Source organism: Bradyrhizobium sp. Kon37, assembly GCF_055807535.1.
The window spans coordinates 1-13,628 of the sequence record NZ_JBVVOY010000030.1; the positions used below are offsets into that span (position 1 = coordinate 1).

The 13,628-nt window shown below is 63.7% G+C and carries 12 protein-coding genes; 6 read left to right on the forward strand and 6 right to left on the reverse strand.

The genetic code is table 11. The features are described 5' to 3' along the window. Positions 1-1,805 (reverse strand): methyl-accepting chemotaxis protein (locus AC0L3J_RS32890; protein WP_473349824.1); only part of this gene is annotated, 1,805 nt, incomplete at its 3' end. A 341-nt stretch (positions 1,806-2,146) separates the two neighbouring features. Between AC0L3J_RS32890 and AC0L3J_RS32895 the strand changes: the two genes are divergently transcribed. The 4 genes from AC0L3J_RS32895 (at position 2,147) to AC0L3J_RS32910 (ending at position 7,193) form a co-directional block, all read left to right on the forward strand. Then, positions 2,147-2,632: a (2Fe-2S)-binding protein gene (locus tag AC0L3J_RS32895; RefSeq protein WP_027515099.1), complete on the forward strand. Its 486-nt coding sequence runs from the start codon at positions 2,147-2,149 to the stop codon at positions 2,630-2,632. Positions 2,633-2,715: 83 nt separating this feature from the next. Next, on the forward strand, positions 2,716-5,058 hold the full coding sequence (locus tag AC0L3J_RS32900) for a xanthine dehydrogenase family protein molybdopterin-binding subunit (protein ID WP_473349825.1): 2,343 nt from the start codon (positions 2,716-2,718) through the stop codon (positions 5,056-5,058). Between the two features lie 13 nt (positions 5,059-5,071). Next, positions 5,072-5,872 (forward strand): FAD binding domain-containing protein, encoded by an 801-nt coding sequence (locus AC0L3J_RS32905; protein WP_473349826.1) that lies wholly within the window; start codon positions 5,072-5,074, stop codon positions 5,870-5,872. A gap of 208 nt (positions 5,873-6,080) precedes the next feature. Beyond that, positions 6,081-7,193, forward strand: a complete 1,113-nt coding sequence (locus tag AC0L3J_RS32910; protein WP_473349827.1) for a CaiB/BaiF CoA transferase family protein — start codon at positions 6,081-6,083, stop codon at positions 7,191-7,193. Between the two features lie 199 nt (positions 7,194-7,392). Here the strand turns inward: AC0L3J_RS32910 and hppD are convergent, their stop codons facing one another. Continuing rightward, the gene (gene hppD, locus AC0L3J_RS32915; RefSeq protein WP_473349828.1) at positions 7,393-8,508 is read right to left on the reverse strand and encodes a 4-hydroxyphenylpyruvate dioxygenase; all 1,116 of its coding nucleotides are present in this window, start codon (positions 8,506-8,508) and stop codon (positions 7,393-7,395) included. A 121-nt stretch (positions 8,509-8,629) separates the two neighbouring features. Here hppD and AC0L3J_RS32920 point away from each other — a divergent pair, with 121 nt between their 5' ends. Together AC0L3J_RS32920 and AC0L3J_RS32925 are read left to right on the forward strand one after the other, a co-directional pair. After that, a complete protein-coding gene (locus tag AC0L3J_RS32920; protein WP_473349829.1) occupies positions 8,630-9,109 on the forward strand; it encodes an Lrp/AsnC family transcriptional regulator in 480 nt (159 codons plus the stop codon). Positions 9,110-9,183: 74 nt separating this feature from the next. Then, on the forward strand, positions 9,184-9,495 hold the full coding sequence (locus AC0L3J_RS32925) for a DUF1272 domain-containing protein (RefSeq protein WP_473349830.1): 312 nt from the start codon (positions 9,184-9,186) through the stop codon (positions 9,493-9,495). Between the two features lie 122 nt (positions 9,496-9,617). Here AC0L3J_RS32925 and fahA read toward each other — a convergent pair whose 3' ends face one another. The 4 genes from fahA to AC0L3J_RS32945 all read right to left on the reverse strand — a co-directional run bounded on the left by fahA (position 9,618) and on the right by AC0L3J_RS32945 (position 13,625). Then, positions 9,618-10,889, reverse strand: coding sequence for a fumarylacetoacetase (gene fahA, locus AC0L3J_RS32930; protein ID WP_473349831.1), 1,272 nt, complete (start codon positions 10,887-10,889; stop codon positions 9,618-9,620). Positions 10,890-11,066: 177 nt separating this feature from the next. Next, positions 11,067-12,413 (reverse strand): homogentisate 1,2-dioxygenase, encoded by a 1,347-nt coding sequence (gene hmgA, locus AC0L3J_RS32935; protein ID WP_473294986.1) that lies wholly within the window; start codon positions 12,411-12,413, stop codon positions 11,067-11,069. After that, positions 12,413-13,372, reverse strand: coding sequence for an MBL fold metallo-hydrolase (locus tag AC0L3J_RS32940; protein ID WP_473349832.1), 960 nt, complete (start codon positions 13,370-13,372; stop codon positions 12,413-12,415). The genes hmgA and AC0L3J_RS32940 overlap by 1 nt, the downstream gene beginning before the upstream one ends. A gap of 25 nt (positions 13,373-13,397) precedes the next feature. Next, complete coding sequence (locus AC0L3J_RS32945) at positions 13,398-13,625, reverse strand: DUF2783 domain-containing protein (RefSeq protein WP_247396352.1); 228 nt, start codon at positions 13,623-13,625, stop codon at positions 13,398-13,400. Positions 13,626-13,628 lie beyond the last annotated feature (3 nt).

Sequence of the window (13,628 nt, forward strand, 5' to 3'; positions counted from 1 at the left end):
ATCGACGTCGAGATCGACGAGATCTGGCCGATGGTCGCGCCGATCTCCTTGATCGCCGCAACCGACTCGGCGGTGGCGCCTTGCATGCCCGTGATGTGCGAGGAGATCTCGTCGGTGGCCTTTGCGGTCTGGCTCGCCAGCGACTTCACTTCGCTGGCGACCACTGCAAAGCCGCGGCCGGCTTCGCCGGCGCGTGCCGCCTCGATGGTCGCGTTGAGCGCCAGAAGATTGGTCTGCTCGGCGATCGCCGTGATGAGCTTGACCACTTCGCCGATCTGCTGGGCGGCATGCGAGAGCTTGCCGATGCGGTTATCGGTCTCCTTTGCCTGCACCACGGCAGCCTCGGCAATGCGGCTGGAATCGCGGACCTGGCGGCCGATCTCCTCGACCGAGGCCGAGAGCTCTTCCGTCGCGGTCGCGACCGACTGCATGTTGCTGGAGGCCTGCTCGGAGACGTCGGCGACCTGGCTCGACAGGCTCTGGGTGGTCTCGGCGGTGCGGGTCAGGGTCGAGGCCGCCGATTCCAGCTGCACGGCGGAGGCCGAGACGTTGGAGACGATGGCACCGACCGCGCTCTCGAAATCGTCGGCGAAGCGGATCAGCTCGGAACGGCGAGCAGCGCTCGCTTCCTTGTTCTGAGCTTCGTTGGCGGCGGCGTCGCGCTCGGCCAGAGCCACGGCCTGCACTTTGAATTCTTCTACCGCGCCGGCCATCTCGCCGATCTCGTCCTTGCGGCCCAGGCCTGGCAGCACGACCTCGAAATTGCCCGAGGCAAGCTCGCGCATCGCCTTGCACATCGCGATCATCGGACGCGAAATGCCGGTGCCGAGCAGGAAAGCGAGGATCGCGCCGAGCAGCGTGCCGCCGACGGCCAGCATCAGCACCAGTTGCTCGGTCTTCCCGATGGTCGCTTCCGATTCGGACTCCAGCCGCTGCTGTTCGGCAACGAGGTCCGCCTTCATGGCGGTGGCGCCCTGAAGGATCGCGCCGGCCGAGCCGCTCATCTCGGTGACGAGATCGTCGATCATTTTGGCATTGGCGATAAGCTTCTCCAGCGATGTCCGATAGGCACCGAGCAAATCCTTGGCGTCCTTCAGGCCGGCGACGATCTTGTCGTCCATGGAATAGACCGCGTTGAGCGAGTTCTCGACGAATTTCAGCCGCGCCAGCGCGCTGGTCGCGATCGCCTGGTCGGATGTCAGCACGAAATTGGTCGCTGCCGCGTTCGCGGTCTGGAACTGGGCGTTGACCTGCTTGGTCCCGAACTCGATCGCCTGCGCCTCGGAATCGGAAGCATTGTTACCGATGTCGTCGAGCTTGTATTTCAGGAGGTTGGCGTTGCGCAGGAGCTGGTTCTGCACCAGCAGCGCGCTGTCACGCTTGGCCTGGAGGACTTTTGCGAAGGTCGCGGAGAAGTTGGAGAACTCCTTGGCGAGCTTGCCCAGGCTCTCCTGGCGCGCCGGCTTCTTGGCGCTTTTGACCGCCTGGTCGATGGCGCCCTTCAAGCCGGTCTCCGCGTCCAGCGCCGTCTTGGCGTCGTCCTCCTTGCCGGTGACGACGAAATATTTGACGGCCGAGCGATAGGCGAGCAGCTCCCGGTCGATATTACGGGCGAGATCGGCCTCGGTGACGCTGCTGCGGTAGGACCCGACCCCGGACGAGACCCGCTCGAAGCCAAAATAGGAGAAAGCCATGCTGCCGGCGGAGATCACCAGCACCGCGGCAAAGCCCAGAATGATCTTGGCGCGGAACCTGAGGGTCGGCATTATTGTGCGCTTCGACGACGACGCGATACGCCCGGACATTCCCACCCCCATTTTCATTCAGCCGAGATCCGGTGGCGCCCCGCCCCCTGACCTGGCTGCGCAAAACTAAGGCAGAATCGATAAGGGGCGGTAAATTCGGTGCGCCCGCAGAGTTTCAGCTCTATCGGCCAAGGCGGACCCCTTAGACATATAGAGGCTGGCATCCCAGCCGCGGCCCGCCGCCGCGCCCGATCCGGTCGCCTCGGCCTCCTCAATCAGTGCTGACCATTCCGGATCAATGACTTTTCCATGACGCGGGCGACCAAAATCGTAGTTGCAAAGTTCCGGGTCGCTGTCTCTAATTAGAAACAATCAAAATCTACCCCGGGAGGACTTCAACCGTGTCTACAGTCAAACTGACGGTGAACGGCAAGGCTGTTGCCGTTGACGTCGAGGACCGCACGCTGCTTGTTCAGCTGCTGCGCGATCACCTCAACCTCACCGGAACCCATGTCGGCTGCGACACCAGCCAGTGCGGCGCCTGCGTCGTCCATATGGACGGCAAGGCGGTCAAATCCTGCACCATGCTGGCGGGCCAGGCCGATGGCGCCAGCATCACCACGATCGAAGGCATCGCCAAGGGCGACGAGCTGCACCCGATGCAGGCGGCCTTCCGCGACAATCACGGCCTGCAGTGCGGCTATTGCACGCCGGGCATGATCATGTCGGCCATCGACATCGTGCACCGCCATGGTGGCCAGCTCGACGAGGCCACCGTCCGCCACGAGCTCGAAGGCAATATCTGCCGCTGCACCGGCTACCACAACATCGTCAAAGCCGTGCTGGACGCGGCAGGCCGCATGAAGGTCTCGCAGGCGGCCGAGTAAGCGGCCCGCCTCGAACAAGAACGATCGCCGCCGCTTTCGAGGGAAAGCGCGGTCAAGATAAATTCCGGTCGGGAGGACCAGACATGGGTGTTGAAGGCATTGGCGCGAGCGTCGTGCGCAAGGAAGACAAGCGTTTCATTACCGGCAAGGGCCGCTACGTCGACGACATCAAATTGCAGGGCATGACCCATGCCCATTTCATCCGCAGCCCGCACGCGCATGCCAAGGTGAAGGGAATCGATTCCTCCGCCGCGCTGAAGATGCCGGGCGTGGTCGCGGTGCTGACGGGACAGGAGATCGTCGACGACAAGGTCGGCAACCTCATCTGCGGCTGGGCCATCACCTCCAAGGACGGCAGCCCGATGAAGATGGGCGCATGGCCGGCAATGGCGCCGGAGACGGTGCGCTTCGTCGGTCAGGCCGTCGCAGTCGTGATCGCCGAGACCAAAAATCTCGCACGCGACGCGGCCGAAGCCGTGGTCGTGAATTACGAAGAGCTGCCCGCGGTCGCCGACGTCCACGCCGCGATCAAGTCCGGTGCGCCGCAGCTGCATCCCGAAGCTCCCGGCAACCAGGTCTATGACTGGGTGATCGGCGACGAGGGCGCCACGGATGCTGCCTTCGCCAAGGCCGCCAACGTGGTGAAGCTCGACGTCACCAACAACCGCCTCGCGCCGAACGCAATGGAGCCGCGCGCCGCGATCGCCGATTACGATTCGGCGGAAGAGCACTTCACGCTCTACACGACGTCGCAGAATCCGCACGTCGCCCGCTTGGTGCTGTCGGCGTTCTACAACATCGCACCCGAGCATAAACTGCGCGTGATCGCGCCCGACGTCGGCGGCGGCTTCGGCTCGAAGATCTTCATCTACCCCGAAGAAATGGTGGCGCTGTGGGCCTCGAAGAAGGTCGGCCGTCCCGTGAAATGGACCGGCGACCGCACCGAAGCCTTTCTCACCGATGCGCATGGCCGCGACCACGTCACCCATGCCGAGATGGCGTTCGACGCCAACAACAAGATCACCGGATTGAAGGTGAAGACCTACGCCAATTTCGGCGCCTACATGTCGCTGTTCTCGTCCTCGGTGCCGACCTATCTCTACGCGACGCTGCTGTCGGGCCAGTACAACATCCCGGCGATCCATGCCGAGGTGGTCGGGGTCTACACCAACACCACGCCGGTCGACGCCTATCGCGGCGCCGGCCGCCCCGAGGCGAGCTATCTGATCGAACGTCTGATGGAGACGGCGGCGCGGCAGTTGAAGGTCGATCCGGCCGCCCTGCGCCGGACCAACTTCATCACCCAGTTCCCGCACCAGACGCCGGTGATCATGGCTTATGACACCGGCGACTTTAATGCCTCGCTCGATGCCGCGATGAAGGCGATCGACTATGCCGGCTTTGCCGGGCGCAAGGCCAAGGCGAAGGCCGACGGCAAGCTGCGCGGCATCGGTGTGTCCTGCTACATCGAGGCCTGCGGCATCGCGCCGTCGAAGGCGGTCGGCAGCCTGGGCGCCGGCGTCGGTCTTTGGGAATCCGCCGAAGTCCGCGTCAACCCGGTCGGCACCATCGAGGTCCTGACGGGATCACACAGCCACGGCCAGGGTCACGAGACCACGTTCTGCCAGCTCGTTGCGGAGCGCCTCGGCGTTCCCATCAGCCAGGTCTCGATCGTCCATGGCGACACCGACAAGGTGCAGTTCGGCATGGGCACCTACGGCTCGCGCTCCGCGGCCGTCGGCCTCACCGCGATCCTGAAGGCGATGGAGAAGATGGAATCCAAAGCCAAGAAGATCGCCGCGCACGCGCTGGAAGCCTCGGAAGGCGACATCGTCATCGAGAACGGCGAGTTCAAGGTGGCCGGGACCGACAAGGCGATCGCCTTCCCGATGGTCGCGCTCGCGGCCTACACCGCGCATAATCTGCCTGACGGGATGGAGCCGGGCCTGAAGGAGAGTGCCTTCTATGACCCGACCAACTTCACCTTCCCGGCCGGCACCTATATCTGCGAGCTCGAGGTCGATCCCGGCACCGGCAAGACATCTTTCGTCAACTTCGTCGCGGCCGACGATTTCGGCCGGCTGATCAACCCGATGATCGTCGAGGGCCAGGTCCATGGCGGCCTGGTGCAAGGCATCGGACAAGCGTTGCTCGAGCACGCGATCTACGACGCCAACGGGCAGCCGGTCACGGCCTCGTTCATGGACTACGCCATGCCGCGCGCCGACGACGTTCCCTCGTTCAAGCTCTCCCACACCACGACGCTGTGCCCGGGCAATCCGCTCGGCATCAAGGGTTGCGGTGAGGCCGGCGCGATCGGCGCCTCTGCGGCCGTGATCAATGCGATCACGGATGCGATCGGCAAGAACAATCTGGAAATGCCCGCAACCCCTGACAGGGTGTGGCGCACGATCCACGCGGCTTAAGGGAGGAACGAAGATGTACCAGACCGTTTATCATCGCGCGTCCTCGGTTGACGAAGCCGTCGCCCTGTTCTCCAAGAGCAGCGAAGCAAAGTTCCTCGCCGGCGGCCAGACGCTGCTGCCGGTGATGAAGCAACGCCTCGCCAGTCCGTCCGACGTCATCGACCTCGGCAAGATCAAGGAGCTGCAGGGCGTCGAGCTCTCGGGCGACGTGCTGACCATCAAGGCCGGCACGATCTATTTCGACATCATGCAGAATGCCGATGTGAAAAAGGCGATCCCCGCAATCGCCTATCTCACCTCGGTGCTCGGCGACCCCGCCGTGCGCTATCGCGGCACGATCGGCGGCTCGATCGCCAACAACGATCCCGCGGCGGATTTTCCCGCCGCGCTGCTCGCGCTCGGCGCCACCGTGAAGACCAACAAGCGGTCGATCACGGCGGATGACTTCTTCCAGGGCATGTTCACGACGGCGCTGGAGGACGGCGAGCTCATCACCGCCGTATCGTTCCCGGTTCCGGCGAAGGCAGGCTACGAAAAGATGCGCCACCCTGCGTCTCGCTTCGCGCTGACCGGCGTGTTCGTCGCGCAGACGAAGTCGGGCGAGATTCGGGTAGCCGCCACCGGCGCCTCGCAAAGCGGCGTGATGCGCGTCCCGGCCATCGAAACGGCACTGAAGGCGAATTGGTCGCCGTCGGCGATCGACGGCGTGAGCATCTCGGCGAGCAATCTGCTGGCCGACATCCACGGCACGGCGGAGTACCGCGCCAACCTCATCAAGGTGATGGCGCAGCGCGCGGTGGCTGCCGCTCGCTGATCATCGCGCCTTAGCGCCTCGACGCAAATCTTCCGCGGCGCGCACTTCGGTGCGCGCCGTTTTATTTTGGCCGTGCGGCACGAAAAGCGCTTGCCTCGCTGGCGTGAAGGCGAGAAAAGTTAATCAGCCAATTAACTCGCCCACAGAGGAATGTCCGAGGCGATTGCCGAACAATCGGCATCCGCCCGCGACCCGAGGAAACAACGACGTGCTCGACAAATCAGCCCCCACCTCCTCCGTTCGCACCTCCGGCCCGCTCGCAGGTTTCCGCATCGTCGAATTTGCTGGCATTGGACCCGGCCCGTTCGCCTGCATGATGCTGGCCGACATGGGTGCCGAAATCGTCACGCTCGATCGTGTCGGCGCCAGGAAGAGCATGAAGTCGGTCGCGGGCCGCGGCCGCAAGGTGGTCGAACTCGACCTCAAGGACAAGACGGCGATCGCGGAGGTGCTCGATCTGCTTGCGAATGCCGACGCGCTGGTCGAGGGTTTTCGTCCCGGTGTGATGGAGCGGCTCGGCCTCGGGCCTGACGTGGTGCTCGCACGCAATCCGAAGCTGGTCTACGGCCGCATGACCGGCTGGGGCCAGCAAGGCCCGCTCGCCAATGCCGCCGGCCACGACATCAACTACATCTCCATCACCGGCGCGCTCGCCGCGATCGGCACCAAGGAGACGCCGGTGCCGCCGCTCAATTTGGTCGGTGATTTCGGCGGCGGCGCGCTCTACCTCGTCGTCGGCGTGCTTGCCGCACTGCTGGAGGCCTCGCGGTCGGGCAAGGGTCAGGTCGTCGATGCCGCGATGTGCGACGGCGCGGCATCGCTGATGTCGTTCTTCTTCGACATGACCACGCTCGGCCGCTGGACCGAAGGCCGCAACGAGAACTTCCTCGACGGCGGCGCGCATTTCTACGGCGTCTACGAATGCGCCTGCGGCCATTTCGTCTCGATCGGCTCGATCGAGCCGCAGTTCTACGCGCTGCTGCGCGAGCACGCCGGCCTGACCGACGCCGATTTCGATGCGCAGATGGACCGCAAGGCCTGGCCCGCGCTGAAGGAAAAACTGAAGACGGTGTTCAAGAGCAAGACGCGCGAGGACTGGTGCAAGATCATGGAAGGCACCGACATCTGCTTTGCGCCGGTGCTGACCATGTCGGAAGCGACCGAGCATCCGCATATGGTCGCCCGCAACGTCTTTATCGAACGCCATGGCGTGAAGCAGCCCGCGCCGGCGCCGCGCTTTTTGCGCACGCCGTCGGCGGTGCGCGAGCCGGAAGGGGCGGAGATCGGCGAAGTGACGAAGGCTTGGCAAGCCGGGCGTTAGGGGCTGCAAGATTCTCCGCTGCCGCACCACACTCCGGGTCGTCCTGGCGAAAGCCAGGACCCATAGCCACCGAACGTGGTTTGACGAAGACCCGGAGTTACCAGTCCGCCCAACAACCGCTCCCTGGGGTAATGGGTCCTGGCTTTCGCCAGGACGACGGCTGCTTTTGACGTCGCGGCGTGCCTTAAGGTAGCGCGGCCTACGCCGCATCCACCTTCAGCACCCCACGCCGGATCTGATCCTCCTCAATCGACTCGAACAGCGCCTTGAAATTGCCCTCGCCAAAACCGTCGTCGCCCTTGCGCTGGATGAACTCGAAGAAGATGGGGCCGATCGCGTTGGCCGAGAAGATCTGCAGCAGCACCTTGGTCTGGCCGCCGTCGACGACACCCTCGCCGTCGATCAGGATGCCGTTCTTCTGCAGGCGCGCGAGGTCCTCGCCATGCTTCGGCAACCGCGCGTCGATCCGCTCAAAATAGGTGTTTGGCGGCGCCGGCATGAAGGGCAGGCCGGCTTCGCGCAAGTCCTCGATGGTGCGGTAGATATCGCGGCAGCCGCAGGCGATGTGCTGGATGCCCTCGCCGCGATAGATATTGAGATATTCCTCGATCTGGCCGGAATCGCCGGCGTCCTCGTTGATCGGAATCCGGATCTTGCCGTCGGGGCTGGTCAATGCGCGCGAGAACAGGCCGGAGGCGCGGCCCTCGATGTCGAAGAAGCGGATCTGGCGGAAGTTGAAGAGTTTCTCGTAGAAGCCGGTCCACACGTCCATGCGGCCGCGATGGACGTTGTGGGTGAGGTGATCGAGATAGAACAGGCCGGCACCGGCGGGACGTGGATCGCGCGCGCCGAGCCATTCGAACTCACTGTCATAGGCCGAACCCTTGGCGCCGTAACGATCGACGAAATAGAGCAGGCTGCCGCCGATGCCCTTGATGGCGGGGACGTCGAGCGTCTTCTGAGCGGAGGACACATCCGCAGGTTCGGCACCGAGCGATAACGCACGGTCATACGTCTTCTTGGCATCGACGACGCGAAACGCCATCGACGGCGCACAGGGGCCGTGCGCGGCGACGAAATCGTGACCCTGGGTGCCGGGCTCCTCGTTGACGAGATAGTTGATGTCACCCTGGCGATAGACCGTGATCTTCTTCGTTCTGTGGCGCGCCACGGGCGCATAGCCCATCAGCTTGAACAGCGCGTGCAGCTGTTCCGGATCGGGATGCGCATATTCGACGAATTCGAACCCGTCGGTGCCCATCGGATTGTCGGCACTGATCGTGGCCGGCGGTGCATCGTGCGGAAACGGACCCATGGTGCTCTCCCAAATTGCTGCTGCCAGGAACTATCCTTCATGGCGCCTGCAATGAGCGTGCAAATGGGACGCTGTTTGGCTATCTTGCGCACGATCTGTGCATAAAACCGGACAATTGCGCATGACTTTTGTGGATGCCTTCGACCTCAAGATCCTGGGCGCGCTGCAGGACGACGGCCGCCTCACCAATCAGGAACTCGCCGACCTCGCGGGACTCTCGGCCTCGCAATGCTCGCGGCGACGGATGCGGCTGGAAGAGGAGAAGGTGATATCGGGCTACCATGCCGATCTCTCCAGCGAGGCGCTGGGCTTCGGCGTGGTTGCCTTCATCCAGGTGACGCTGGCGACGCACTCGCCGGACAATTCGAAACGCTTCCGAGCGCTGGTCAATCGAATCGACGAGATCCAGGAGGCCTATTCGCTCACCGGCGACGCCGATTATGTGCTGAAAGCCGTGCTGCGCGACCTGAAGGGTCTCTCCAATCTCGTCAACGACGTGCTGATGCCGCACCAGAGCGTGGCGCATGTGCGCTCGTCGATCGTGCTCGACCGGCTGAAGGAAAGCACGCGTCTACCGCTGAAAGAAATCAAACCAGGCTGAAATCGAGGGAAATCCGGCATTCGCGCTGCGTGTGCGATCTGCGATGATCCCGGCCAATCTGCGGAGACTGAGCCATGGCCCTTCAGCTTCGACCGAACTGCGAATATTGCGACCGCGACCTGCCGCCGAACGCAACCGATGCGCGGATCTGCTCCTATGAATGCACCTTCTGTGCGGACTGCGTGGAGACGAAACTCTCCAACGTCTGCCCGAACTGCGGCGGCGGTTTTGCGCCGCGCCCGGTCAGGCCAACGCAGCAATGGCGACCGGGCGTGTGCACGACCAACCAGGCGCCGTCGGACAAGCGGGTGCATCTGAAGTACAGCCCGGAGGACGTCGCGGCGCATTGCGCTCGGATACGCGAGGTCCCGCCGGAGAAGCGGTAGGCTCTCTCCCCACGTCATTGCGAGGAGCCCTTGCGACGAAGCAATCCAGGCTGCCGCTGCGGAAAGATTCTGGATTGCTTCGCTACGCTCGCAACGACGGAGTTTGTGGGAGCGGCGGCGCCCTACTCCGCCGCCAGAATCGTCCCTTCGACCTCACCAAAACCGACGCGATAGCCCTCGCCCTGACACCAGCCGCGCATGACGAGGCTGTCGCCGTCTTCCAGGAATGACCGTTTGATGCCGCCGGGCAATTCGACCGGCTCGGTGCCGTTCCAGCTGATCTCCAGCAGGCTGCCGCGCTGGTTCTTCTCCGGGCCGGAAATGGTGCCGCTGCCCAGGAGATCTCCGACATTCATGGCGCAGCCGGAGGAGGCGTGGTGCATCAGTTGCTGCACCGAGGACCAGTACATGTACTTGAAATTGGTGCGGCTGATGCCGGCGGGCGCGTTGGCTCCGGCGGCGCGCAAGGAGACCTCGAGCTCAAGCTCGTAGTTCTGCGGCTTGCCCTGCTTGAGGTGGTCGAGCGGCACCGGCTCCTGCTCCGGCCCGCTCAGGCGAAACGGCTCCAGCGCCTCGCGCGTCACCACCCACGGGCTGATCGAGGTCGCGAACGCCTTGGCCAGGAACGGGCCGAGCGGCACATATTCCCATTGCTGAATATCGCGCGCGCTCCAATCATTGAGCAGCACGAAGCCGAAGATCATCTCCTCGGCTTGCTGCTCCGTGAGCATGCCGCCCATGGCTGAGGGCTGGCCGATCACGACACCCATCTCCAGCTCGAAATCGAGCCGCTTGCACGGTCCGAAGCTCGGTGCCTCCACATTGGGCGGCTTGAGCTGCCCGCGCGGGCGCTTCACCTTGGTGCCGGAGACCACGACGGTCGAGGCACGGCCGTTGTAGGCGATCGGCATATGGAGCCAGTTCGGCTGCAGCGCATTGTCCTTGCCACGGAACATCACGCCGACATTGGTGGCGTGTTCTTTCGACGAATAGAAATCGGTGTAGCCGGAGACCGCGAATGGCAGATGCAATTTCGCATCGCGCATCAGCACCAGCGCCTGCTTGCGCAGCTCCTCGTTGTCGCGCAGTTCCGGATGATCATGGCGCAGCAGCTCGCTGATCCGCGCCCGCGTCTTCGCCCAGACCTTTGGCCCCAACGCCATGAAAGCATTGAGCGACGGCGTCGAGAACACGCCAAGCGGGCCGACGTCGAGCCGCGAATCCTGCTCGAGCTCCCAGAGATCGAGCACATAGTCGCCGATCGCCACGCCGACGCGCGGCGTCGGATTGGCCGCGGTCGAGAACACGCCGTAAGGCAGGTTCTGGATCGGAAAGTCGGAGGCGGGATCGACGTCGATGAAGGAGTGGAGGCTGGGATCGTTGGGATGGGACATTACTTGGCTCGGTCTTTTCCCTTCTCCCCTTGTGGGAGAAGGTGGCGCGAAGCGCCGGATGAGGGGTATCTGTCCGCGAGTCCAAAGGAGAGAGGTTCACGCGCGGATAGAACCCCTCACCCGTCTCGCCGCTGCGCGGCGAGCCACCCTCTCCCACAAGGGGAGAGGGGAAGAACGTTACGGCTTGCTCGGATCGAACCGCTTTTCCAGGCCCTTCCAGCAATCCGCGTAGTCGTCCTGCAACGTCGCGGAATTCGCGGCGTGCGCGGTGACGCGTTGCGCGTAGCGGGTCTCGAACATGAAGGCCATGGTGCCGGTCAGCTTGACCGGCTTCAGCTCGCCGTTGCTGGCGTGCTCGAAGGCATCGCGATCGGGGCCGTGCGGCAGCATGCAATTGTGCAGGCTCATGCCGCCCGGCACGAAACCTTGCGGCTTGGCGTCGTAGACGCCGTAGATCAGCCCCATGAACTCGCTCATGATGTTCATGTGATACCAAGGCGGGCGGAAGGTGTTGTCGGCGACCATCCAACGCTCGGGGAAGATCACGAAATCGATATTCGCCGTGCCCGCGGTCTCCGACGGCGAGGTCAGCACGGTGAAGATCGAGGGATCGGGATGATCGAAGCCGATCGCGCCGACCGGCGAGAAGCTACGCAGATCATATTTGTACGGCGCGTAATTACCGTGCCAGGCGACGACGTCGATCGGCGAGTGGGGCAACTGCGTCTTGAACAGCGATCCGCCCCATTTCACGAACAACTCGGTCGGCGTGTCCTTGTCCTCGTAGTGCGCGACCGGTGTCAGGAAGTCGCGGGCATTGGCGAGACAGTTGGCGCCGATCGGCCCGCGCTCCGGCAGCGTGAAGGCGCCGCCGTAGTTTTCGCAGAGATAGCCGCGCGCGGGTCCGTTCGCAATCTCCACCCGGAACTTGACGCCACGCGGGATCACCACGATCTCGCCGGGCTCGGCGTCGATGCGGCCGAACTCGGTGACGATGCGAAGATTGCCCTGCTGCAGCACGAACATCAGCTCGCCGTCGGCATTGTAGAAGTGCTGGTCCACCATCGACTTGGTGATGAGATAGACATGCGCGGCCATGCCGGCCTGGGTGTTGACGTCACCCGCGGTGGTCATGGTCTGCACGCCCTGAAGGAACGTCATGTCCTCCTTCGGGATCGGCGCCGGGTCCCAACGCAATTGCGCGATCGGCAGATCGTTTTCATGGCACGGTGCCGAGCGCCACAAGCCGCCGTCGGCCTTCTCGAAGCGACCCGAATGTTTCACTGACGGGCGAATACGATAGAGCCAGGAGCGCTCGTTGCTGCCGCGCGGCGCAGTGAAGGGCGAGCCGGAAAGCTGCTCGGCATAGAGGCCGTAGGCACAGCGCTGCGGCGAGTTACGCCCGATCGGCAGCGCGCCGGGCAGCGCTTCGGTTTCAAAACTGTTGCCGAAGCCGGACATGTAGCCCGGCGTGACCTGGGCCGTGCTGCGAATGATCTGATCGGGCGAGGTATTGATGTTCATCATGATCCTCCTCCTTGCAGGGCCGCCCACATCTCCTGGTCGCGCTTGTCGGTCCAGATCACGGGATCGTCGATTCCCGACGCCTCGTCGAAGGCACGCGACACGTTGAACGGCAGACAGTGCTCGTAGATGGCGAAGCTCGAAAATTTCGGATCCATGACCTCGCGCGTCGCTGCCATCGATTGCTTCAGCGTGCGGCCCTTGGCGACCGAGATTTCAGCGGCGCCATAGAGCGAGGTGACGAAGTCGCGCGTCATCGCAATGGCTTCGCGCACGGTGGCGACACCCTTCAACGCATCCCCGCGGCCCGGCGCGATCGCCTTGGGATTGAGGTTGCGGATCTCGTTCAGCGTCAGCGGCCATTCGCGCAAATGCGCGTCGCCGCAATAGCAGGCCGAGTGGTATTCGATCAGGTCACCGGAGAACATCACCTCGGCATCGGGCACCCAGGCGACGATGTCGCCGGAGGTGTGGCCGGCGCCAAGCTGCATCAGGCGCACCTCGCGCTTGCCGAGATAGATCGACATCTCGCCTTCGAAGGTCAGAGTCGGCCAGGTCAGGCCGGGAATGCTCGATGCGTCCTGAAACAGGCGCGGAAAGCGGCCATATTCGGAATCCCAATCCTGCTGGCCACGCTCCTCGATCAGACGATAGGTCTCCTGCGAGGCGACGATGCCCTGCGCCTTGTAGGCGGATGCACCGAGCACGCGCACGGCGTGATAATGCGACAGCACGACATATTTGATCGGCTTGTCGGTGACGGTACGGACGCGCTCGATCACCTTATTGGCCATCGCCGGCGTTGACTGCGCGTCGAACACCAGGCAGCCGTCGTCGCCGACGATGATCGCGGTGTTCGGATCGCCCTCCGCCGTGAAGGCGTAGAGATCGGTGCCGATCTCGGAGAAGGTGATCTTCTTCTCGGAAAGATCGCCGGTGGATGCGAAGTTCTTCGCCATCAATTCATCCTTCAAGACTTTGTGGTTATTGTTGTTGCTGTTGTTGCTGCTGCTGGCCGTCGATCATGCGCCGCTTGGCGAGCAGGATCGCCTCCCGCAGCACGTCGATATCGCCGATATGGTTGGCAAGGATCAGCACCAGCGCCGCGTCGAAGTCCGCGCTTTGCTCGTCGGTGAAGCCACGATGCGCCTCCACGATGGCGCGAAAGGCGTCGTCGGGCCGCGCGAAGTTGGAGCTGGTGGAGAGCGGCATGCG

Coding starts and splice junctions, on each gene's coding strand:
- AC0L3J_RS32940 (WP_473349832.1), bottom strand. CDS start 13,372: ATGGCGAAGAACTTCGCATCCACCGGCGATCTTTCCGAGAAGAAGATC.
- AC0L3J_RS32920 (WP_473349829.1), top strand. CDS start 8,630: ATGACTTTTGTGGATGCCTTCGACCTCAAGATCCTGGGCGCGCTGCAG.
- AC0L3J_RS32945 (WP_247396352.1), bottom strand. CDS start 13,625: ATGCCGCTCTCCACCAGCTCCAACTTCGCGCGGCCCGACGACGCCTTT.
- AC0L3J_RS32900 (WP_473349825.1), top strand. CDS start 2,716: ATGGGTGTTGAAGGCATTGGCGCGAGCGTCGTGCGCAAGGAAGACAAG.
- hmgA (WP_473294986.1), bottom strand. CDS start 12,413: ATGAACATCAATACCTCGCCCGATCAGATCATTCGCAGCACGGCCCAG.
- AC0L3J_RS32925 (WP_473349830.1), top strand. CDS start 9,184: ATGGCCCTTCAGCTTCGACCGAACTGCGAATATTGCGACCGCGACCTG.
- AC0L3J_RS32905 (WP_473349826.1), top strand. CDS start 5,072: ATGTACCAGACCGTTTATCATCGCGCGTCCTCGGTTGACGAAGCCGTC.
- hppD (WP_473349828.1), bottom strand. CDS start 8,508: ATGGGTCCGTTTCCGCACGATGCACCGCCGGCCACGATCAGTGCCGAC.
- fahA (WP_473349831.1), bottom strand. CDS start 10,889: ATGTCCCATCCCAACGATCCCAGCCTCCACTCCTTCATCGACGTCGAT.